Here is a 22,554-nt window from a genome sequence, read left to right as displayed (position 1 = left end):
AAGATTCAAGGCATTTGGTGGCACGTGAAGTTCTCGACTCGATGGCAGACGGAATCCAGAACTTTGGTGTTGTTTTGGCTCATTTCGGCTCGGGACAGGCCGAGTTCAGTTTTGCGCTGCGAAGCCTTGCTGCGCAGAATCGAAAAAATGTTCTGACCGTAAGCTGTCTGCCTAGTGAACTGAACACTCCCTTTGGCACAGTGGGCGCGCTGCTTGATGAGACACCAAACCAGGCCGACTTGCTTTCGGTCATGAGGCAACTGGAAAGCAGAATTTTCCAATCGAAAGCATCCTTGTCGTCTCGGACACTTCTAGTAGTGGACAACGCCCAAGATATGGATCAAGAGTCAGCGTATATCTTGACCCAATTAGTTCAGGCGAGAAATCTCGACCTGGTGTTGATCACTACGGAACCCGTGAAGAACCTAGCTAACCTAGAGCCCTTCGAAGCGCTGGGTGCGGAGCTGTCTACGGTGCTCGGCCCGTTAACCGACATGCAGATGGCGGATGCTTTGCGGCGGATAACTGGCGCTCCACCGACTAGCGGTAGTTTGGCGATGATTCGGTCACTCACCGGAGGAATCTACGAAGTATTCGGGAGTCTCTGCGAGGTCATTAGGGGCGAGCGAGTTTGGCAATTGGTGGCTGGGTATAGCGTAATTCCGGTAGAGCATCTCCTTGAACACCCTCGGATGAGCGACGCACTGCGGTTGCTGCTTGATCAGGTCGAACAGGATGATTTGGAGGTATTGTCCGCAGTATCTTTAGAACGAATTAGCTCGCGAGAAGCCGTTCGCAGCGCCCTGCAGGGGGAGATTTCGTCAATCATTGATTCCGGCTTGCTCACTTTGCTCGGCGAACATGAAGTGGTGGTTGGTGCTGCCTTACTGAGCGCATTAATCATTCGTACAATTTCACCGGCTGAAGCCGGAAGGCTACTGGAATCCTGGACATCATTCGCTGCAGGTCAAGAACTATTGGACTGGCGGAGGACACTTTGGAAAGTGGCCGCAGGAGAAGCAGTTTCGGAGGAAGAACTGGCCAGCTCTGCCCAACAGGCGAACGCCAGCGGACACTACAGGGAAGCACATGAGCTGGCCACTGCGCCGACAGGCAGAAAAGCATCGGTTCTGCGACGGATCCAGGAGCTCGTCGCAATTGCCAGTTCGGGGCAATCCCTTGAAGCCATGGCAGAATTTGCACAACTCGCCGAAGAACCTTTATCTTTGGTCGAGATTGAATCCTTAACGTCGTCGTGGATGACGGTGCTGCCGCTGCTTGTGGGCCATGAAACGGAATTCGAAAAGGCCCAGGCGTTATGGACCGAGCTGGTGGGACTTTATGGTCTTGAAGACAACGAACAGTTGAGCGCCAGGATTCATGCGGTCCGACTAATTGCCGAGAATGATGGTGCAGCTGAGGCAGCCATGCAATTGAAAGGCATCATCGCACAGCGTCCCACCGCAGATGTTCTGTTTCTTGTGCTCACGTTTGGCCTGGAAAATATGCTCCTGGAAGTCGATGATCCAGAAGTTCTAGCAGCAGTCTCGATCTTGACGGATGACAGGTCTTTTGGAATTCGGGTAGGAACGTATGGAACGGCCTTACTAGCCCAAGAAGTCAGCGGAAAAGAAATCGCAGTGCTCTCTGAATTGTGGCGAACTCTGGTCGGAAACGAGCGAGTAATTCGTCATCTGTCTGCATTGGACTCAATGAGACGTGGTTGGGAAGCCGAGCGAGACGGACGATGCGAGCAGTGCACCGCTGAGCTGATTCAGGCAACTGCCGATTTTGCGGCCGCAGGAATGGCGCGGCACGCGCAGTATGCAGCCATCAATGTTATGGCTCGCAATCCGCTTCTGGAGGATTCAGCCGTTACTGCCCTGGTGGAGGACGCAAGGGAAGGGGTAAGGGTGGGAAGCCCGCTGTTCACCGAATTCACTTCGCTGTCTGGGCTCATCGCGTACCAAGACGATGTGCCGGCCTTGACGAAGTCGTTGGAGGAGCTGGTTCGTGGCGCGAGCCCAGCAATGGCGCTTCAAGGACTATGGCACGTCTACCGTTTCCACTCTGGTGCGGCTCGGCAAGTCATTTCTGAGATGAAGGAGCGCGTGCATTACCTTTCACAACGCACGAGTTCCCCGCGGTATCGCCTGATTGGCGAGGTGCTCACTAGGGTGAATGATCATCCTGAAACGCTAGTAGTTTCGCCTCACGTCGAGAAACTACAGCTCCATCCCGAAATAGCCGCTGTAGGTTGGGCCGCCGCGCTTGCCTCAGACTCGGTTAATGAGGAACTAGCTGCCAATGCGCGTCGATACCTCTACCGAGGTGTCAAGAATTATTCGAATATTCCCGTGGTATCCGAGGCCTTGGAAGCTCACGGGTTGTCGTCCCGCGAGTTGGATATCGCTAAACGCGCCGCACGTGGAAAGAGCAATAAGCAGATTGCGGCTCAGATGAACTTGTCGGTGCGAACCGTTGAGGGGCATCTCTACCGCGCATTTGCCAAGTTGGGATTGAAAGACCGACGGGGATTGGCGCCGTTGGGGTTGGAAAAGACGTGAACCCGAGAGCTCTAGGTAGCAACTACTGCATACCCAAGTACAACCAAGTACGCCTCTTGGGGCAAATCTGCTGATCAAGCCCACCTTCGGGTAGTCGGCACTCGTGTGTTTGGCCAGGCCACCGCATAGATTGTCAATTGTAGAGAGTTGTGGGGAACTTCTAGTCGTTCAAGCAAGGTAGCTTGAGTCCCGGTTGGATTTTGTGGTTCCCCGCATTCCCTCGACATATTGCGATCTATGAGGGGAAGTGGAATACATGGTAAGTGGGGTAGGGGAACCTCGTTTATCTAGTCCTAAGGTTTTGGGGAAAACCTGGACAAGAACAGAAACGCGCGAAGCCGCGCATACTTGGGCTCCAGCCCGCCATCGTAGGCAACGCTGGGTCAATATGCTTGCATCCATTGATGTCCTAGTCTCTGGTGCCTGGATGCTCGCAGCTGCCGTAGTGCTGAACATTGGAATCGATTCTCAGTACGTGGGTTATTTGGTTTCCACGCTTTGCATCTGGCAGCTAGCTTTGTATCTGAAAGGTTCTCGACGTACCGATACCTTAGGCGTTGGTTCCGAGGAGTATAAGCGTGTCTTGAGTGCCAGTCTTTTCACCGCAGGAATCGTGTCAATCGCTTCGATGGCAGGAAGCCTCGAAGTCGGTCGCGAGCTCGTGCTAGCCGGAATTCTGCCGGGAACGCTGATGCTTTTGTTCTCGCGATGGATGATGCGGCGTGTACTGCATATGAGAGCCAAGCAGGGCGCCACTTTGCATCGAGTCATTGTTGTGGGTGAGGCAACTGATCTTACCTACCTCGCCCGCCAGATCTCTGCAAAATCAGCGGGAATGTACCAAATTGTGGGACTGATAGAGGACACCAATACACCGGTTGCCGTGGATGACGTTCCAGTATCCTATTCGCTGGATGACCTTGACTACATGATTAAAATCCACGGTGCCGACTCAGTGATGGTCGCCGGCACCTTGAACGACGGACCCGAAGCCGTAAAGAATCTGGGTTGGAGATTGGAAAAGACGAAAACCGAGCTGATACTGGCATCCAACCTTACGAATGTTGCGGGTCCCAGAATCCATATGCGACCGGTAGAAGGCCTACCCCTGATGCATGTTGAACCACCGGCTTTCGACGGTGCGAGGATGTGGGCGAAACGGATACTCGACATGGTGCTGTCCGTGAGTGCATTGCTTGTACTGATCCCAGTATTTGCGCTGATCGCGCTCGCAATACGTATCGATTCGGCAGGCCCCGTGTTTTTTGCGCAGCGCCGAGTGGGCAAGGACGGCCAAGAATTCACCATGCTGAAATTCCGAACAATGGTGATTGACGCGGAAGCGCGGTTGAAGGATCTGAAAGGTTCGAACGAAGGCGCTGGACCTTTATTCAAACTCAAAAATGATCCGAGGGTAACGCGGATAGGAAAGGTCCTGCGGAAGCTATCGCTGGATGAATTGCCGCAGATCGTGAACGTCATGCGCGGGGACATGTCGCTGGTTGGGCCTAGGCCTCCGTTGCGGACTGAGGTGGACTGCTACGAGCAACACACGTTCCGGAGGCTCCTGATCAAGCCAGGTCTTACGGGTTTGTGGCAGGTCAATGGGCGAAGCGATCTGAGCTGGGACGACAGCGTTCGGCTGGACCTGTACTACGTGGAGAACTGGTCGGTGGTGGGTGACCTGATCATCATGTGGCACACCTTTAAAGCCATGGTGAGACCTCAAGGCGCCTATTAGGCGTTTTGATGAATCGGAGTTTTGAGCCAACGCGAAACTTTCGATTGCGACCCCTGTTTGGGCCCCCGCAAATAGGGGAGCGTAGCCTCGTGTCTTCCCAACGATGCGAGGCTACGCCTTATTAACGCGCCGCACGGCGCTGCAACGGAACAGATAAATCAGAAGCAATGTTCTCTTGGCCGAAGTACATTCTAATCTTCAAGTGAAAGTTTTCACAAAGTCGCCCTGAAGCTGCGTAATATGCGTAAATTCAACGGAGTCTAGGACTGCCCGGCGATAGGGTGGAACATGTTGGCGATCATCAACGATCGCCAACATGCCAGCATCAGCCCAATGAAATCGCAAAGGTGCCACACCCGTGTCTGACAACAAGCCAATCGTACTTCTGGCCGAACAACTATCCCCAGCAACTGTCGCTGCGCTCGGTCCCGACTTTGAAATTCGTCAGACAGACGGAGCAGACCGCTCCCAGCTGCTCGAAGCTGTCGCCGACGTAGATGCAATTCTCGTCCGTTCGGCCACCCAGGTGGACGCCGAGGCAATCGCCGCGGCCAAGAACCTGAAGATCATCGCCCGTGCGGGCGTAGGACTGGACAACGTAGATATCAAGTCCGCCACTCAGGCTGGCGTCATGGTAGTCAACGCTCCGACCTCGAACATCATCTCGGCGGCGGAACTGACCGTGGGCCACATCGTTTCGCTGGCTCGCCGTATTCCTGCCGCGAATGCCTCGCTGAAGAACGGCGAGTGGAAGCGCAGCTCCTTCACCGGAGTCGAGTTGTTCGAAAAGAAGGCCGGCATCATCGGCCTGGGCCGTATTGGCGCCCTCGTCGCAGCCCGCCTGCAGGGCTTTGGCATGGATGTCATTGCCTATGACCCATATGTCACCCCGGCTCGTGCTTCGCAGCTTGGTGTCACGTTGGTGACCCTTGATGAATTGCTGGCTCAGGCCGACTTCGTGACCATCCACATGCCAAAGACTCCAGAGACGCTGGGCATGCTGGGCAAGGAAGCCTTCGGCAAGATGAAGAAGAGCGCCTACGTCATCAACGTGGCACGTGGTGGCCTCGTTGACCAGGACGCGCTGTATGAAGCACTCAAGAACGAAGAGATTGCCGGCGCCGGCATTGACGTATTCGTCAAGGAACCAAGCACCGACCTTCCATTCTTCGAATTCGAGAACGTGACCGTCACCCCGCACCTCGGCGCATCCACCGATGAAGCACAGGAAAAGGCCGGTGTATCCGTTGCTAAGTCGGTACGCCTGGCACTTGCCGGCGAGCTGGTTCCGGACGCGGTGAACGTTGCCGGTGGCGTCATCGACGAAAACGTGCGCCCGGGCATCCCGCTGATCGAGAAGCTCGGTCGCATCTTCAACGCCCTGACCTCGGGCTCGCTGACCAGCATTGATGTGGTGGTTGCCGGCGAAATCGCTTCCCTGGACGTGAAAGCCTTGGAGCTTTCCGCACTGAAGGGTGTCTTCATGGATGTCGTTTCGGACCAGGTGTCCTACGTCAACGCTCCGGTTCTTGCCGAACAGCGCGGAGTGGCTACCCGCTTGGTCACCACCCCTGATTCACCTGAGTACCGCAACCAGCTGACCATCAAGGGCGCAACCAATGAAGGCACGCAGCTGGCGGTCGCTGGTACTTTGACTGGTCCAAAGCAGATCGAAAAGCTGGTCGGAATCAATGGCCACGAGATAGAAATCCCGATCTCGGATCACATGATCGTTGTGCGTTACTCGGATCGTCCGGGCGTTGTCGGTTCGCTGGGCAACGTGCTGGGGGAGCAGGGCATCAACATTGCTGGCATGCAGGTTTCGCGCGACGAAGAGCGCGCTGAGGCCGTTGCCGTGATCAATATTGATTCGGCTCTACCACACGGTGTGCTGGATGTTGTTGGTGCAGCGATTGGTGCGAGCGTTGCGCGCGAGATCAACCTCGCTGATTAGAACAACGTGAGAGTTGCCCAGCAAAACGGCTAGTACTTTAACGAAGAGTATCAACGAATTTAATCGTTGATACTCTTCGTGGCTAAGCGACTGTGTTTTACTCGGGAATCGTACTACTCGACTGCTTGATGATAGTTTGCCCGAAATGGTTATGAGTTGGATAAAAGCTACGAATATACCCTCCTGACAATTCGTCGTGCTGGCTTCAGATGAGCGTAAATTATGTAAGGGTATTGCGTAGTAGGATTTACCCTGAGCTCGAGGAATGAGGTCCTGACTTAATGAGAAAAAATCTACGCAGAATGGTAGGTATCGGCGCGGCTGGGGCGGTGCTCGTGGTTCTTCTGTTTGCAGCGGCATCATTCACTCGTCTGTGGTACTTGGCGGGAATCGCGGCAATTATCGGAATCGCCCTTATCGCAGTTGGCTACTTAGTCACTATCCGAATTGCTGAATACAGTGCCAGCGTGAATTATCGGATGTCCACTCGGGCGAAAAACCTCGAATCGCGTGAGCGGGACCTTAGCACGCGCATTCAATCCTGTGAGCAGAACGGACTCGCGGCGAATACTCGATTGTCGAAATTGGATAAACAAATCGAATCTTGTGCGCAAAGCGATATTGCGGCGCAAGTTCGATTAGCGAAGTTGGAACAGACCGAACACGACAATGCTCAAAAGCTTGAAGAGTTGCAGGAGCAACGGGGGCGCATCACTGTCGAACTGGCACGCCTTGAAAAATCAGCGGTATCATCGGTAGCTAGTGTTGCGAAGGAGGCAGCGGCGCTACGCCAGATGCTCGAGGCTCAAACAGCGTCCGTCGACGATCTGAGATCAAGACAAATTAGTACCAAAGAACTTGCTGATCGTAGTAACAAGGATTTGCGTGTACTGCGCAGTCGAGTTTCGGCAGAGTTTAAGCAGGAATTAATTGCTGACCTAAAACAACTAAAGAACTCGTCGGACGAATACAAACAGTCGTCGCGCGAACTACTACGCACGACATTTGAATCTTCAATACTTCTCGGACAGAACCCAGCCACAGTCCTTTCGCAGTTTCGTGCGAAGACCCTGTTGGATGAGTACCTTGAAGCTGGCGACGTGGTGCGCACCCGTCCCCTCATAGAGAATTTTGACCTGCTCGATGAATTGCGACTTCCAGAGTTGCGCAAGATTTACCGAGGTTTCAGAGCCGCGGGATATTGGGAGCTCGCTGCGAAAGTCCTCGTTGTTGTATCGGAAAAGTCCAAAAACGAGAACGACGCCCGAGCGGTAGACAAGATCGAACATGAAATCCTGGCCTATTCGTGCGATATTCAGGAGAATGCGGTTTCCATTGGTGGAGACGCCTATGACCCAGAAGGTCCGATCATGCACATGGTGGGGCGGGTGCTTCCGGAAACCCAAACTGGGTATACGTTGCGTACTCAATACACTGCAAATGCCCAAGCGCGTCGAGGACTGCCGGTAGTGATTGTCGGGCAACCGGGTATTACGGAGCGTCAAGTCCGGGATATTGAACAGTACCGATTTGACGATATCGACTACTATCTCCTTCCAGGCCCTTCGCGAAAAGACGCCTTGCTGGACGAATGGTTGCTCGGTGCCATAGAAGAACTCTCTTTGCTGGTACAGGACGTACGACCAAGTATTCTGCATGCACAGTCAGACTTTTTTAATGCACTAATCGCACTAGCTGTCGGAGACCGGTACGGCATTCCGACCGTCTATGAATCCCGTGGCTTCTGGGAAGAATCGTGGCTCTCAAGGACGATAACATCACAAGGATGGGATGCTGACGCTGACAAGCTATTCGAAATGTACGGCTTCCCTGACGCGTACACTTTGCGACAGCGAGCCGAAGAAATTGTTCGCGAACGCGCTGATCATGTCTTCACGCTGGCGGAAGTCATGCGAGATCACATTGTCGAATCGTCGAATGGGGCAATTGATCCAACTCAGGTTTCTATTGTCCCGAATGCAGTAGAGCCGACGAATTTCCCAGTTCAGGAAGTCGACCTCGACTTAAAGAGCAGTCTGGGAATACCGGTAGATACCGTCGTGGTTGGTTATATTTCGTCTATCGTCGAATATGAGGGGATCGATACGCTCCTTAACGCTTATCATCGTGCCGTTGGAATTTCGGAAAGTCCAATATGTCTTTTGCTTGTGGGAGATGGAGACTATCTTCCCACCCTCAAGGACCATGCTGCTCAGTGCGGTATTCAGGACGTTTTCTTTACTGGGCGCGTCCCGCATTCCGATGTGCTTCGTTATTATGGGCTTATTGATATATTTGTCGTTCCCCGAAAACCTGCTGCAGTATCAGAGTTAGTAACTCCGCTAAAACCGTTTGAGGCGTTCGCAACGGGTAGAGCTGTAATCCTTTCCGATGTCGGTGCCTTACAAGAGATTGCTCGTCAATCACAAGCGGTGGAGAGTTTTATCGCGGGTGATTCCGAAAGCCTTACTCAGAAATTGTTATTGTTGGCTAATGATCCGGAGTACCGTGCTGATTTGAGTCAACGTGCGGCTGCGTGGGTACGCAACCATAGAACTTGGGACAACAATGTTAGTGGTTACTTGGATGTTTACCGACAGCTTGGCTATGAAGGTACATCTTCTCAGATCCTCGAATCCGAGTTGCGTCTACGGCAGCGCGGTATGAATGCTGGTGAAATTATTGATAAGCTCGCTGAAGCCGAATTTCCGCCATTGACCGGGTGGTTTATAATGCAAGAGACTACGCAGAAGGCTCAAGATATTTTAGCTAACGGCTGGGTTTTTGCGGAGTTCGCACCTGTATTCGTTGCTTCCAGTCTAGTTTGGAACAGCTATAGCGAGGAACACCGGTCTTGGGGATTCCATCTACATGCATTCGAATTTATGGATCCTTTTCTGCGTGAATTCTACGACACAGAGGACCGTATTTGGCTTGATGCGGCCGTCGACATTGCACTTGGCTGGCTCGATGCCCACTGCGGTCAAGAGCCTTTAGGTGATTCGATGGCTTGGTACGATATGTCGTTAGCGTTGAGAACTCCACGATTGTTAAGGCTTTTATCCCTTACAACCAGATTCCAAGATTTACGCTCCAGTTCAATGATTCTCATTGACGGGATTTTACGCCACATTGATGAGCTGAAAAAGGATGAAGCTTTTAATGCCGGTAATAACCACGGTTTCTACACCGCGGCAGCACAACTGCACCTGGCTCGTTTTGGCGATGCCATCCCGGGATCACATGAGGCTGGTGAACTTGGAGAGCGTCGGATGAGAATTATGGCCGAACGTCAGTTCGCGGCAGATGGTGTGCATCTAGAACATTCGCCAGACTATCACCGCATGTTGCTCAGTTCTTTCGAAAGCGCCATCCATGATGGATTGATCGATGACGTTGAAGTGTTCGACCGTATTCAACGAGCGAAATATGTGTTGAGCTGGATGATTCAGCCCAACGGACACTTAGTACAGTTTGGTGACACTCCGAGTAAATTGCTCGAACTTGCCGATGTTTCAGAACCACATCCTGAGACTGAGTTCCTCATATCCGGCGGAGCCTCAGGTCAGGCTCCCACATCGGAATTAGCCGTCTTTAATGACGGAGGCTATGCCTTTGTGCGTTACCCTGCGCCAACGAACGGTATAGAGATCTCCTCTGCATCGTACTTGGCATTTAGCGCAGCGTTCCACTCTCGGGCACATAAACACGCTGATGATTTGAACTTTGTTTGGTATGACCAAGGCGTAGAAATTCTAGTTGATTCAGGTCGCTTCGGATACGGAGATCTACTTCCAGCCGATTCCCAACTGCGAGAACAAGGATTCTATTATGCAACTCCTGAGCGTCAATACGTTGAAGGAACGACGGCGCATAATACGTTAATGATGGATGGTCTCGACCAGTCGCGGAGGGACCGGAAAGCATATGGCAGTGGAATTCTTGAGTGTACACAGAAAGACAATGTATTTGATCTTTCTGCACGCGTAAGCCATGAAGACTATATACATCGACGAAGGATAGTCTTTCGTCCGGGCCAAGAGATACTGGTTCTTGATTCGGTTTTCTCGCAAACGGAGAAAATGCGAGAAGCTATTATTTGGTTTAACCTGGACGGCAATTTCGAACTTATATCATCTAACGGAAAATTAGTGTTCAAGCGTCTCCTTGGAGACGAACAAATGCTCCTCGAGATTACTGGACCGGGAGAACTGATTGAGCCAGTACGTGGGGCAGAATCACCATTGCGAGGTTGGAGATCTCGTTTAGACCGCCAGCTCGAGCCTGTCTGGTCAATTGGTTTTAGAGTGCCAGTGGAAACCCGTGCCTCCGTATCTACACGTTTTCGTATCATTCGCTGAAAATACCAACATGTCACGAGTGACGTCCAAGCAATTAGGAAGAATTGATGACGCAAGAATTTTCTGGTTTCGACGGCGATGCATTTATGGAATCACTGACTCCTGTGGAAGACGAACTGTATAAATACGCCCGATCTGCTTTGCAATCACGTGGCGCGGACCCCGACGAAGTCGTAGCCTCCTTGGCTATAGCAACGCTTCCGAGTCTGAAGGGCTGGTTTACTATCAGCCGTAGTCGTCAAGACCCACGCGTGATCCTCGCGAGCGGATGGAAATTCGCTAAGTTCGAACCTGTGCCTGTATCTACACTCACGAATTGGGCGAAATATGGCGAAGAACATCGTTCTTGGGGATTTCATTTACATGCATTTGAATTTATGGATCCCCTTCTACGTGCTGCCGACGAAACTAAAGATCCACGATGGCTACAAGAGGCCGTAAAAATCGCCTTGGGGTGGATCAAATTGCATAGGCAGCTGGACGACGAAGTTGACACCATGGTTTGGTATGACATGTCGCAGTCTCTACGAATGCCGCGTCTCATCGCATTGGCGATGCGTGCAGCACGAGTACCAACTATGCACGAGCATGCAGTCGTACTTGCAGAAGCGCTAGCCTGGCATCTAGACGAACTACACAAGGACCGCGCTTTCAATCCGCGGAATAATCATGGGTTCTACACCGCCGTTTCGCAAGTTCATGCAGCCAAGCACTTAGGAATGTTTCCCGACGCCGTTGAGACGGCAACTGAAGGAAGCACCCGACTAGCGCTTATGGCTCGCTCGCAGTTTGGACCAGATGGAGTGCACCTTGAGCACTCGCCTGACTATCATCGAATGTTATTAAACTCTTTCGAACTGGCGGTGCGTGACGGTCTAATCAATGACGATGAAATCCGGTCTCGTATTGTCAGAGCAGCGCACGTACTCGGTTGGATGGTACAACCTGACGGGACTATCGTTCAGTTCGGCGATTCGCCTGCTACAAATGTAGTATCTTCAAACGCTGAATCCATCGACGCGGCCACCCGGTTTATTCTCACTGACGGAAAATTTGGATTGGCAAATGACCGCGAGTTAGCTGCTTTCGCAGACGGCGGTTATGCCTTTGTCAGATCCCCTCAGCCTAAAAACCCGGGCGAACTAGCGAAGACTGGATACCTAGCTTTTAGCGCAGGATTTCATTCTCGCGCACATAAACATGCCGACGATTTAAACGTTATTTGGTACGACCGCGGCCATCAGATTTTGACTGATGCTGGTCGATTCGGCTACGGAGATCTGCTGCCAGCAGATTCCGAGCTTCGTAAAGAGGGCTTCTACTACTCATCTCCCGAGCGTCAATATGTGGAAAGCACAATAGCGCACAATACGCTGATGATGGATGGCGAAAACCATAGACGCGTTCGCAGAACACCATATGGAAGTGCCCTCGGAGAATGCGTCGCCAAATCTGGCCGCTTCGACCTAAGTGGACGTGTCCGGCATACGGATTACGTTCACCGGCGCCGTATCATTTACGTTCCAGGTGAAGAGCTGCGTCTGCTCGACGCCGTTCATTCGGCTAAGGAAGAATCACGCGAAGCTATCGTTTGGCTTAACATAAATGGTGCCTTTGAACTTGCAGACGTCTCTGGTGGCACCGTGAAAATGACTCTGGATGATGCCGAGCATCCGTTGTCCTTGACTCTATCCGGACCTGGGAAATTGGTAGCGCCCGTGCGCGGTCAAAAGTTGCCAATGAGAGGATGGCGTTCGCGTGTGGATAGGGATTTAGAACCGACATGGTCAATCGGCTTCAGAGTCAAGATCGAAACTCGTGCAAATCTCGAGACAGTCATTAAATTATCCTGATCTGATTAATTACTTCTTCCACGACAAAGGAACGAACTTGAATATCACATTTGCTTGTATCGCTCGAACCACACCAGCTAAACAACTCCTTCCACGCCTTTTCGAAGCTGTCGTAGAAGATGCTCAGAGGATATACGGCGAGGCTAAAGATCACCATTATCTGGATGAGAACATGGCTATGTTCAACGCGGACAGAATGAGCGGCGCGTGGAAACCTGCAACCTGGCATGAGTCTGAAGGGCATATTTTTGCAGTCTCACAACCTCCGGTGCCAGTTGATGTGGATTCTAGCGAGGACTCATATTGGCAAACAGTTGCGCCTCTGATCATCAATGGCCAACAGTCCAGGCTCCTGCCCAACCATTCAGGGATGCACCGTCGACCAGATGGTTCGGTGCAAATTTGGACCGATAGTCTCGGCCTTGGCCGCTGCTATTACGTGATTACACCGCATTATGTAGCAGCATCAAATCACATAGGAATCTTGACCTATTTTTTGGATGGCCCCGTAGAACCAGATTTGAAAGCGATTGGTCGATACATCCATGCAGGATGGTTCACTGGCGACGATTCACCGATTCAAGGTATTCACCGTCTTCGAGAATCTGCAACCATAAACATTTCAACTACTGGTGAAGTTGCAATGGGTGAACACACGGATCTGAGTTTGCTTGTTGGGAAGCGCGACGTTCGTCCTGATTTTGACGAAGTAGTCGATCAGACCAGCCGGATTGCCCGCAATCTAGATAAGTTGAGCGTCCGTACCTCCAGTATTTACCTCAGTGGTGGTCGCGACTCGCGAATGACTGCTTCTGTTTGGCTGAGCGGCGGTGGCGATGCCAAGGTGGTAACTCTTGGTACATTGCAGGATGAAGCTGATATTGCCCAGGAGCTGATGTCTCAATTCGAGCCAGATCATGCCAATAATCAAGATGTACGACATGTGATTACGTATCCGAATCCGGTCTCAATCACGATGGGGTTGGAAGAACGCTTCAAAAATGCGTTCGATATGTGGGATGGCGATGCAGCACCAAGTAATGTCCGTCCAAATGTACGCATACCCGAAGGCCGTTCGGGTCTAAGCATTGGAGGAGTGGGCGGCGAAATCATGCACGGATATTATTATCAGCGCCCAGGCGATGCTGATCGTATCGCTAAGCTTGAGAACCCGGTTGATTACGCCGCAAAGAGTTTTAGGAATCCGTTTGCCACCAGCGAAGCGGCTGGGGCCATGGACGGATTTTTTGATCAAAATTACCTATTGGCACGTAAACGAGGTCTAGACGACATGGGTTCTCTGGACTACCTCTATTTAGTTGAGAAATTCAGGCGCTGGGGAAACCAAGCCCTTGGTTCGATGGCAGCAATCATGCTTTCCGGCCCCGCGTATGTCAGGGCATGCTTCGACCTCACGCCGCAGGATAAAGTTGACAAAGTATTCCCAGACGAAATCGTGCGCAGAGCCTTACCGGTATGGAGCGATGTCCGATACTACAAGGCGAATAGCGCTGATTCGAAGAAGAGTATGAAAAAAAGCTTGCCACCTTCGACACTGATCCAGATTACTTCTATGACGTATTCAAGAATCCTCGGCTGTGGCCGCAATACCTTCAGGAAGATCAAATAGATAAGTTGTTGGAATTGGTTCGTGCCGAGGAAGCATTGCCAGTCCATGAGTCTCGATTGAATTATGCAATGTGGATTGATCATATTGGAACGCACGTGAACAAACTAAACCGCCGTGTAGCTGAGGTGCGTGCACGATGAACCGTAGTCTACTTACCGGGCTAACTACAGGATACTTCAGCGATCGATCTACTGATGGCAAAGATGCTGTACTCCTCAGCCAGGGGCAATTAATACTTGGCGAACACACCCTGAACGTCACGAATTCAGCGACTTTCGATGATTTGGGAGATCTGCCTCGTGTGCACATGCTTGCACTCCTGTCGCTTCGATGGATAGACGTGCTTCGCAGGTCGAAACTAAGCGTTGTCGACGCGGACGTCGCGTGGTTGAAAATCTTCAAAGCGTGGTCGAGTTCTAAAGTCGCTCAAGATCCGTCTTCAGATGCGTGGAGACCGCTTCCCCTCGAACAACGTGCGATCGCTTTGGCTATCGGTGCGCCGAAGTCTGAAGAAATCAAAGAGTTCATATCACTGCACATTGATCGTGTGTCCCAGCTTGCATCGAAAGACGTGCCTGCCGAACGACGTTTGCAGCTACTTCGAATACGGCTAGCTTTGATGACGCGTCGTGGTGACAGCGAGCATGATCTTCAACGTGCCGGAGTCGAGGCTGCTTCCGCTGCTTTTACTGAGGATGGCTATGCAATAGCAAAGGATTTGTCGGGAATACCGAAAGCTGCACACCAATGGGGCCAGCTGTTAGGACAAATCGGGGTACCGAGGGATCACGAAATCTATACGCGATTTGTAGCTTCAGAGTTCTGGCGACATGCAATGGCGCCAGATGGAACACTTATCCCCGTGGGCGGCGCACTTCCTGAAGCTGTGCCTGGCGCTGAAACGACGCAGACACGTTACATCCTCACAGGCGGTGCGGAAGGCTCTGCACCTGAAAAAATTTCGCGCATAGACAAAACCGGTTTGGTTAGCTTGCGCAGCGGTTGGGGAGAAACTGAGAAGGACGCTAGCGATGAGACGCTGACCACCATGGTTTTGGGTCCAGTAAGGGACGGTACAGCGCATCAGGATCCAGGCCGAATTACCTATCATTCACAGGGCCGGGCTTGGCTCATCGATCCCATCGACGAAATAGCCTCCGGCAAGGAAATGCACTCTATCGTCGATGTTGAAGATGTTCGTTACCGCTCACTTGGAGGTGCAAACCTCGTGCGTCACTACGCAGATGACCAAGTAGAAGGATTGGTTGTCTCGACTGACGTTCACCTACAGGTTCAGTGGCAACGCCACGTGGTTTTTGCGCGCACCGGTAATTATTTGGTCGTTGAGGATGTTATCCGTTCGTCGAGACACTACGACGCGCATCTGCAATGGATGGTGGCTCCGGACGTCGAGATCGAACCTACATCACAAGGATTCCGGCTACACGCTGATAATCGCACTGTCGCATTACATATTTCTACAGCGACTTTAAAAGACTACGCAATCGATGAGGTCCTGAACGTAGAAGGGCTCCGGATTGCCTGGCGAATTCGCGTGCCACTTTCAGGCACGAGTAATCGAGCGGTTTCTATAATTGCAGATGTTAATGACTCCGAGGTATTCGAAGCCCGTCGTATTCCCCGGAGCGGTAAAGAATTTACAGTGAAGTTGCGCGATAAGCAACTAGCCGAAACTCTCGTCGTCACACCAGAAATTTCTGCAATAATGCCCTCAGAGCTGGACGTTGAAGAAGCGGTGACGAGAACAGTTGCCTACGGTGCAGCAGGCGAGCTTAACCTGGAAGAGGCACTTGAACAGAGGGTTCTAGTGCGATCTGTAATTGAAGAAGTGAAGAATGCTATTCGATACGAGGGCGGCGACCCCTCAGCTCGACTAAGGGGAATCCATAACCTAATTTCCGCTGGTAACGATCTGAGAGTTTCTGGACTACGGGACCATGGCTTTGGTGCCGCATTGGTCGATCTTGCGGGGACTGATTTGAGGGGGAACATTGAACATCACCCGCAGATTGGGAACTTAAGGCGAGGTCCACTGGTTAGATTCGCCGATGAAAATCTAATCCAACCAAATTATTCAGTACCGGTCCGTACCACTCTTGATTCCGATTCTGTTCCTGATGATGTGCAAGGTTCTTTTGTATGGAGTGTTGATTTAGGACAGCTAGTCCCTTCTGCGTATGTACATGATGCGCCCGGTGATGTACTTACTGTGTATTTCCACGGGGCAACGGATCGTACTAAGTTCACGATGCCGCGTTATGAGCGTCTCCGTTCAATGCCTTCTTTAGGGCTGGGGCCAGTACTATTCTTTTCTGATCCCTGTCTAGATCTTGATTCAAGAATGTTACTTTCTTGGTATGTAGGTACCGAGGAACGAGATCTTCATCGTGAAATAGCACAGATGATTGACGCCTATGCTCGTCGTCGAGGAATTGAGAAAGTTCTCATTGTAGGGAATTCTGGGGGTGGTTTTGCCGCACTTCAGTTGGGCGCGTACTTGAAGGGCACGAGAGTAGTGTCGTTTAATCCGCAGATCCAGATAGATCGGTATGTACCTCGCATTGCCGAATCGGCGCACTGGGCTTTATTCGGACGTGATACTGTCAGCGATGACGTTGAACAGGCTCCTCGGATGGACCTAATAAAACGCTACAAACAAATTGCTTTCGATCAAGACGTGCTGATGATTCAAAACCCTGGTGATGACCATCATTATAAGGAGCACTTCATCCCGTTCACCAGTGACTTCGAAGAATCAATAGGGCGGAATAGGCTCCGTACACTTACGCCTTACCTTGGTCCAGGTCATAGAGTCCCCAGCCCAGCTGAATACATGAAAATTGTTCATGACGAGTCCGTCGCTGTCCTTGAACAGCCCTGGTCGCTCCAAGGTCTAAGGGGTTCGGACGAGTGAGCGTTAGGATCAACATTCCATCAGACACGGAGGTCTTGATTCAACATGAAATTCGGAAGACAGCTTTCCTTCATGCGATGGGCGGTCCTCTCGACACAGGTGGCCGAGCAGCTATAGCACTAAGATTCGATCATGGCTTGGCTAATTTTGCCCGATATATATTGCCCTTGACGGTCGCACGCAGAATAAAAGTTGCACAAGCATATAATCCTCGTAATTCACAACTGCAAGAGAATAGGGGGGTCTCCTTTGCAGAGATTGATGACTGGGTCAAAAATAGGCATGTCGAAATTTGGAACCACTCCGCCTCACACACAGCTGTACCGACCAGCGATCGGCTTTTCGACGAAGTTGTTAACTCAATACCTGAAATCGAGAGCCAGTTGCCCTCAGTTAAAGGGGCCATATGGGGATTTAACCCCCCAGGTATACCCGGCCATGACTATTTCGGTTTTCGTAAAGGCGCCACTGCGGAAGAATGGGCATCGGAAGCAGGGAAGCTCATTCTGGCACATCACGCCGTTGCTTCAGGGCATATTCCGGGTACAACGCAGAGGGTTCTCGACGGGAATATTCGCAACGGTCTCGCCCACTTCACAATAGATTCACGATCAGTTTCAGAAGTAATTGAGCGAATTGATAAGACAGTACAAAAGCGCAAAGGATTGCAAATAATGTTGCATCCGTCTCGATTGGGTCGAGAGCAGATGCTATCTGTCGAGGGATTCACAACAATCCTTGACTATCTGGTTCGTTTACGAGATGAAGACCGAGTGATCATAACTTCGCCCTACCAGCTGACACTTGCCGACGCTACAAACTCGTCTTAGTTGACTAATACCAGAGCATGAACGAAAGTCGATGAGTTATGCAGCTAAATGGTAATAGTTCTTGCTTTCGCATATGCAGGGTTAAGAGTAGTTGGAAAACCAGTCTACGTCGGCTGCTACCAATTTAAACACTCCTCTCCGAAAACCGTGTCATATCTTGAATATTAATCATTTATACTCAGCTAAGGAACAAATGAAGATTGTTAGTAGATTTTTTGAGTCTAAGATAATGCTTTTGGCGTTACCAGTTCTCTCGGTGATAGCCTTAATTAGCTTCCTATTTTCCTACGGGACTGTTCCTGGCCACAACTTTTACGCTTATTGGCCATTGTTTTTATTATCGTTCTCTATAGTCGGGTTTTCGATCACTATCACTTTGATAGTAACTCGGATTATCAAGTTCCGAGTCAGGCGTTTGGAAAAGTATGCAAATATCACTCGGAAAAGTGTTGAATCTTTTGAGAAAAAAAGTAGTGTTATTACTCGTGAGAATTTAGATAAATCGACGAAATCTATCGGGCTTCTTGGTCGAAGAGTGAAATTGATCGAAGACAAGCAAGCGGAACTCAGCATTCTTTCCGAAGAACTATCTGCTGTAAAAGAGCACCTTAACTCTTCTGATTCTTTTCTTAAGTTCGCCCATTCCGAATTGTTAAATAGCTCTATGGAGAAGGCTAGGGTTGATAAATACGTCCGATCTGTTCACGATGAGATCGCGATACAACGTGCCTCTCTGCTACGAGCAGCAGAAACTGAATTCCAGCTTGGATCAATCCAAAATCAATTGGTCTCCCGGGATGAGTTTGATGAAAGATCAGAGTCATTCTCCCAAGAAATTCGCAATGAGATAAAACTAGCACGTTCCAGAGATCTTGTTAAGATGTTCTTCTTTGCTAGCCGACTTGACCGCTGCGACGGGATATTCAGTCATGAAGACTTAGCAATGCTCGCAGAAGAAACAACAAGTTTTGATCCACTAATGGTAGCCTGGATTTTTATTTCTCATGATGCAATTTCTCTACTTCCCATGATCGAAAAACGTCGTCTCACGACCGTTACCAGGCAGTTAGGGTACTGGCGTATAAGTAACCAGATACTTCGATCCATTGCTGAAGATACAAAAAATGAACGCGATCTCACCGCGCTCTCTTTGCGAATGGACGAATTGGAGGTTTTCGAAGGAAAGCGCGCACCAGTGCTTGATATCGTTCCGGAGCAATATTTGCCGGAACGAGGGCATTTATTGCACGTAGTGGGAAAGGTCCTTCCCAAGACTCAGAGTGGTTACACGCTGCGAACTCACTATTCGGCCAGCGCTCAATTGCGCGCAGGTTATAAGGTGTCTGTGGTGGCACTGATTGGTGAAGCTGAGAATTCACCTCGCCGAACGAATGAATTGATAGATGGAATCGACTACTACGGGCTAGTAGGCCTTGCGCGAAATAAATGGGAACTTTCGAAATGGCTACAAGCTAACGTCGACCAACTAGCAGAACTTGTTAATGACATTCGTCCTTCAGCGCTTCACGCGCATTCGGATTTTTTGAATGCCTACGTTGCAAGTACAGTGGCTCGGAATTTTAATATTCCTGTTATTTATGAATCACGTGGATTTTGGGAAGAATCTTGGCTTTCTCGAATCTCGAAATCTTTCGAAATTGAAGATTGGTCCGAAACGGGGCGTCATTTTGGTCTCCCAGAAGCATACGCGCTGCGTCAAAAAATGGAAGTTTCTTTACGTTCGAAGGTCGATCACGTTGTGACTCTGGCCAATGTTATGAAGGAACATATCGTTTCTCTGGGCGGGGAAGCTGACACGGTCACGGTTATTCCAAACGCTGTGGATGCTACGGAATTCCCTGTGTCACCTCCTGACCAAGCGGTGGCCGAGGAGATAGGAATACCTGCTGGAGCGGTCGTTGTCGGATACATTTCCTCCATAGTTGAATATGAAGGAATCGACTTATTGATCCGTGGTTTCAATGAGCGCGCGACGGAGGAACTTATAGATTCGCATTTGCTTATTGTTGGTGATGGAGCTGAATTAGAGACGTTAAAGAATCTAGTTCAAGAACTGGGTACCCCTCGTGTTCATTTTACTGGACGAGTACCGCATGCTTCTATTTTGAAGTTCTACTCGATAATTGACATTTTTGTGGTTCCTCGACGACCAGTAGAAGTCTGCCATTTGGTCACTCCACTTAAACCGTTCGAGGCTTTTAGTACTGGCCGGGCGGTAATTATGTCCGATGTTCGAGCCTTGACAGAGATCGCGGAACAAGGCGATTGTGCGCGGTTGTTCCGTGCGGGCGATTACCTATCCTTGGCCGAAGAACTTGTGTTCCTAGTGAAGAATCCATCTGCTCGTGAAGAGCTCGGGAAACGAGCTGCTTCCTGGGTGCGTTCGGAACGTTCGTGGGACAGGAACGCAGAGTCGTACGCTAATGTATATGAGGCTCTGGGAGTGTATAAGTTAAATACCATTGAAGATTAATGCAGGTAACTGGGTAGGGATCCGGTCCAGGCGCGATCGGAAATTCTTAGGATTCTTGTTTCTTTACGAATAGATAATAGTTATCGGATCCCATTGGTTTACGCGAGAGACTTACGAAAAGTGAAGTCAACAACTACCTGAGCATTTATTAGCTTTCTGTACTCAAATAGCATCGAAGGATTTCCCAATGTTCACTGATATCCCGGTTTTGGTCCATGACGCGCGCAGTGGACGGGAAGGAACGTCTATTGTGGGAGGCCAACGTGTCCGTACGTCGGGTCGCTACGTTGTTCTTGGCGTTCATGGAGTAGGGGTAATCAACACGAGTCACTTCATTACTACCCCGGAGGATCTGGTAGCCGCCTTGGATGGGTATGATGAGACTGCGGATAAATTAGGTTCTTCTATTCGTGGGGCCTTGACGATATATATCCAAGACAGTATGACGGGCAACTATTATGTGCTCACAGATTTTCTCGGAAGCTCGACTGTTTTCAGATTTACATTCGCTCAACGGGATTATGTGTCTTCGTCTTTGCCGAACTTGATGGGAATTTTAAGAGATCACCGTCTTGAACCTCAAAAGTCATTGTCCTATGCAGCTTTGATCGCATCGTCCAGTTCGGGAGGTCTTTTAGAATCCCCATACGAGGGGGTAGGAGTTCTCGGGCAATTTCAATATCTAAAGTTCGAGGAATCCGGGATATCATCGGAGACGTATCAGCTTCGTGATCGAATTTTTGAACAATTTCGAGGATATGGTACGGATCTCAAAAACCTTCGTGAGCTGGTCCTAGCAGACGTCCTTGCGAATGTTGATGCGGCATCTAGGTACCCGGCATCATCTCACATTTCCCACATTTCTGGTGGTCTTGATGAACGTGTTTTAGTCGCAGCCATAAGAAAATCCGGTTTTGAGTCTTTGTATAAGATGTACAACGGTGGAGCACTCAAATCGGAAAGTACGGAAATCGCACTTAGCCTTGCCGGCCGTTATAAGTATCCGGTCAGTCGAGACCCCGGATATGACGTTTCGCTAATCGCGGGTTCTATGGCAGAAGATAGTCGATGGCGCTTCCATGAGACCTCTGGAGTTGTACGGGGACCGGCGACGCCCGGGCTCCGTACAAATAAAAGCGTGGTCCTCACACCTGGTTTTGGGAATTTATTTCGTACACAATCGGAATTCGAAGGTCATAGAGACGCCGATGATAGTTCCCTTGACGCGAAGCTTCTGTCGTTATTTGTGGGGAATCTGGGAAATCGTAGTGGCTTGAACTCTAACGTGCTTAGTGACGCTCTCTTAGAAGATCTGAAAACCAACATAAGGTCCATCGCTCATAAAGCCAAGAGACTGAACGTACCGAATGATGCCATGCAGGACTATTTATGGATGGCTACCAAAGGTCGGTATAACGATGGCGAAGGATCTCGATCGATGTCTCCCTACACATCCCGCTTCGACCCTTTGTATTCACCGTGGCTCATACCTGCGGCATGGAGCTACGCGGAAAATGAACGAGAAAAGAACTTCTTCCAACTTGACACAATTGCGGAATTAGATCGAGACCTAGTGACGCTCCCGTATAACAGTAATGTCAAAGTGGACGCTTACTTTGATGAGCGACCGATGCTGCGACGTCAAAGCTTCCAGCATTCGAAGTCGGATTTGTTGCCGCGTAGTCCTTCCTCACCTTTCCTCAGGATTCAGTCGGAAAATATCAAAATCACTGATCGTCATAAGTTAGAAGCGTCGAATCTAGGGGTGCCAGACCGTATGGTTGCAATGGCTGAGTCGTATCTTCCACGGATTTTTGAGCTGCTCTCGAGCATCGATACGGTCGTGCTGGAAGAGACTTTTAATTACCCGATGCTGATGCGCACTTTGAAGGCTAAACCACGGAGGCTGGCTGATTTCCGTAGGATACAGAACCTTCATGATTGTTTGGCTTGGTATGTAGAGTAAGTCCAAAGATATTTTCAGGAATCTCGTAGGCATATGCCGATGTCGTTTTCCATAGCAAGGGTAGAAGCATCCGTTTTTGTCGTCATGGGATGGCGTGGATCACTTATGCATAGTTTTGCTAGCTCACCGTTCAACTGAATTCCATATACTTGGTTCCTCGTGCTGGTTTACTTCGTGCAATCTCACAGGTTTGACGTAGACATAGTGCACAAAGCCAAATTCT

General features: G+C 50.4%; 10 protein-coding genes. All 10 read left to right on the top strand.

Annotated elements, in window-relative coordinates:
• Positions 1 to 17 precede the first annotated feature (17 nt).
• The 10 genes from ACT3TP_RS07765 (at position 18) to ACT3TP_RS07720 (ending at position 22,331) form a co-directional block, all read left to right on the top strand.
• Complete coding sequence (locus ACT3TP_RS07765) at positions 18 to 2,567, top strand: helix-turn-helix transcriptional regulator (RefSeq protein WP_444620232.1); 2,550 nt, start codon at positions 18 to 20, stop codon at positions 2,565 to 2,567.
• A gap of 388 nt (positions 2,568 to 2,955) precedes the next feature.
• Positions 2,956 to 4,308 carry a sugar transferase gene (locus tag ACT3TP_RS07760; RefSeq protein ID WP_444620230.1) on the top strand — a complete coding sequence of 451 codons (1,353 nt, stop codon included), beginning with the start codon at positions 2,956 to 2,958 and terminating at the stop codon, positions 4,306 to 4,308.
• 358 nt (positions 4,309 to 4,666) lie between these two features.
• Positions 4,667 to 6,262, top strand: coding sequence for a phosphoglycerate dehydrogenase (gene serA / locus ACT3TP_RS07755; protein WP_444620228.1), 1,596 nt, complete (start codon positions 4,667 to 4,669; stop codon positions 6,260 to 6,262).
• 281 nt (positions 6,263 to 6,543) lie between these two features.
• Positions 6,544 to 10,623: a heparinase II/III domain-containing protein gene (locus tag ACT3TP_RS07750; RefSeq protein ID WP_444620226.1), complete on the top strand. Its 4,080-nt coding sequence runs from the start codon at positions 6,544 to 6,546 to the stop codon at positions 10,621 to 10,623.
• A 47-nt stretch (positions 10,624 to 10,670) separates the two neighbouring features.
• Positions 10,671 to 12,476 carry a heparinase II/III domain-containing protein gene (locus tag ACT3TP_RS07745; RefSeq protein ID WP_444620224.1) on the top strand — a complete coding sequence of 602 codons (1,806 nt, stop codon included), beginning with the start codon at positions 10,671 to 10,673 and terminating at the stop codon, positions 12,474 to 12,476.
• Positions 12,477 to 12,513: 37 nt separating this feature from the next.
• Positions 12,514 to 14,106 carry a hypothetical protein gene (locus ACT3TP_RS07740; protein ID WP_444620222.1) on the top strand — a complete coding sequence of 531 codons (1,593 nt, stop codon included), beginning with the start codon at positions 12,514 to 12,516 and terminating at the stop codon, positions 14,104 to 14,106.
• 136 nt (positions 14,107 to 14,242) lie between these two features.
• Positions 14,243 to 17,041: a hypothetical protein gene (locus tag ACT3TP_RS07735; protein ID WP_444620220.1), complete on the top strand. Its 2,799-nt coding sequence runs from the start codon at positions 14,243 to 14,245 to the stop codon at positions 17,039 to 17,041.
• A complete protein-coding gene (locus ACT3TP_RS07730) occupies positions 17,038 to 17,871 on the top strand; it encodes a hypothetical protein (RefSeq protein WP_444620218.1) in 834 nt (277 codons plus the stop codon). Before ACT3TP_RS07735 ends, ACT3TP_RS07730 begins: the two co-directional genes overlap by 4 nt.
• Positions 17,872 to 18,064: 193 nt before the next feature.
• The gene (locus ACT3TP_RS07725; RefSeq protein ID WP_444620216.1) at positions 18,065 to 20,365 is read left to right on the top strand and encodes a glycosyltransferase; all 2,301 of its coding nucleotides are present in this window, start codon (positions 18,065 to 18,067) and stop codon (positions 20,363 to 20,365) included.
• 187 nt (positions 20,366 to 20,552) lie between these two features.
• Positions 20,553 to 22,331, top strand: coding sequence for a hypothetical protein (locus tag ACT3TP_RS07720; RefSeq protein WP_444620214.1), 1,779 nt, complete (start codon positions 20,553 to 20,555; stop codon positions 22,329 to 22,331).
• The last annotated feature ends 223 nt before the right edge of the window (positions 22,332 to 22,554 follow it).

The sequence above is a fragment of the Glutamicibacter sp. AOP38-B1-38 genome, from assembly GCF_052377485.1.
Taxonomy (GTDB): Bacteria; Actinomycetota; Actinomycetes; order Actinomycetales; family Micrococcaceae; genus Glutamicibacter.
This window is presented reverse-complemented; position numbering and strand designations above follow the sequence as displayed.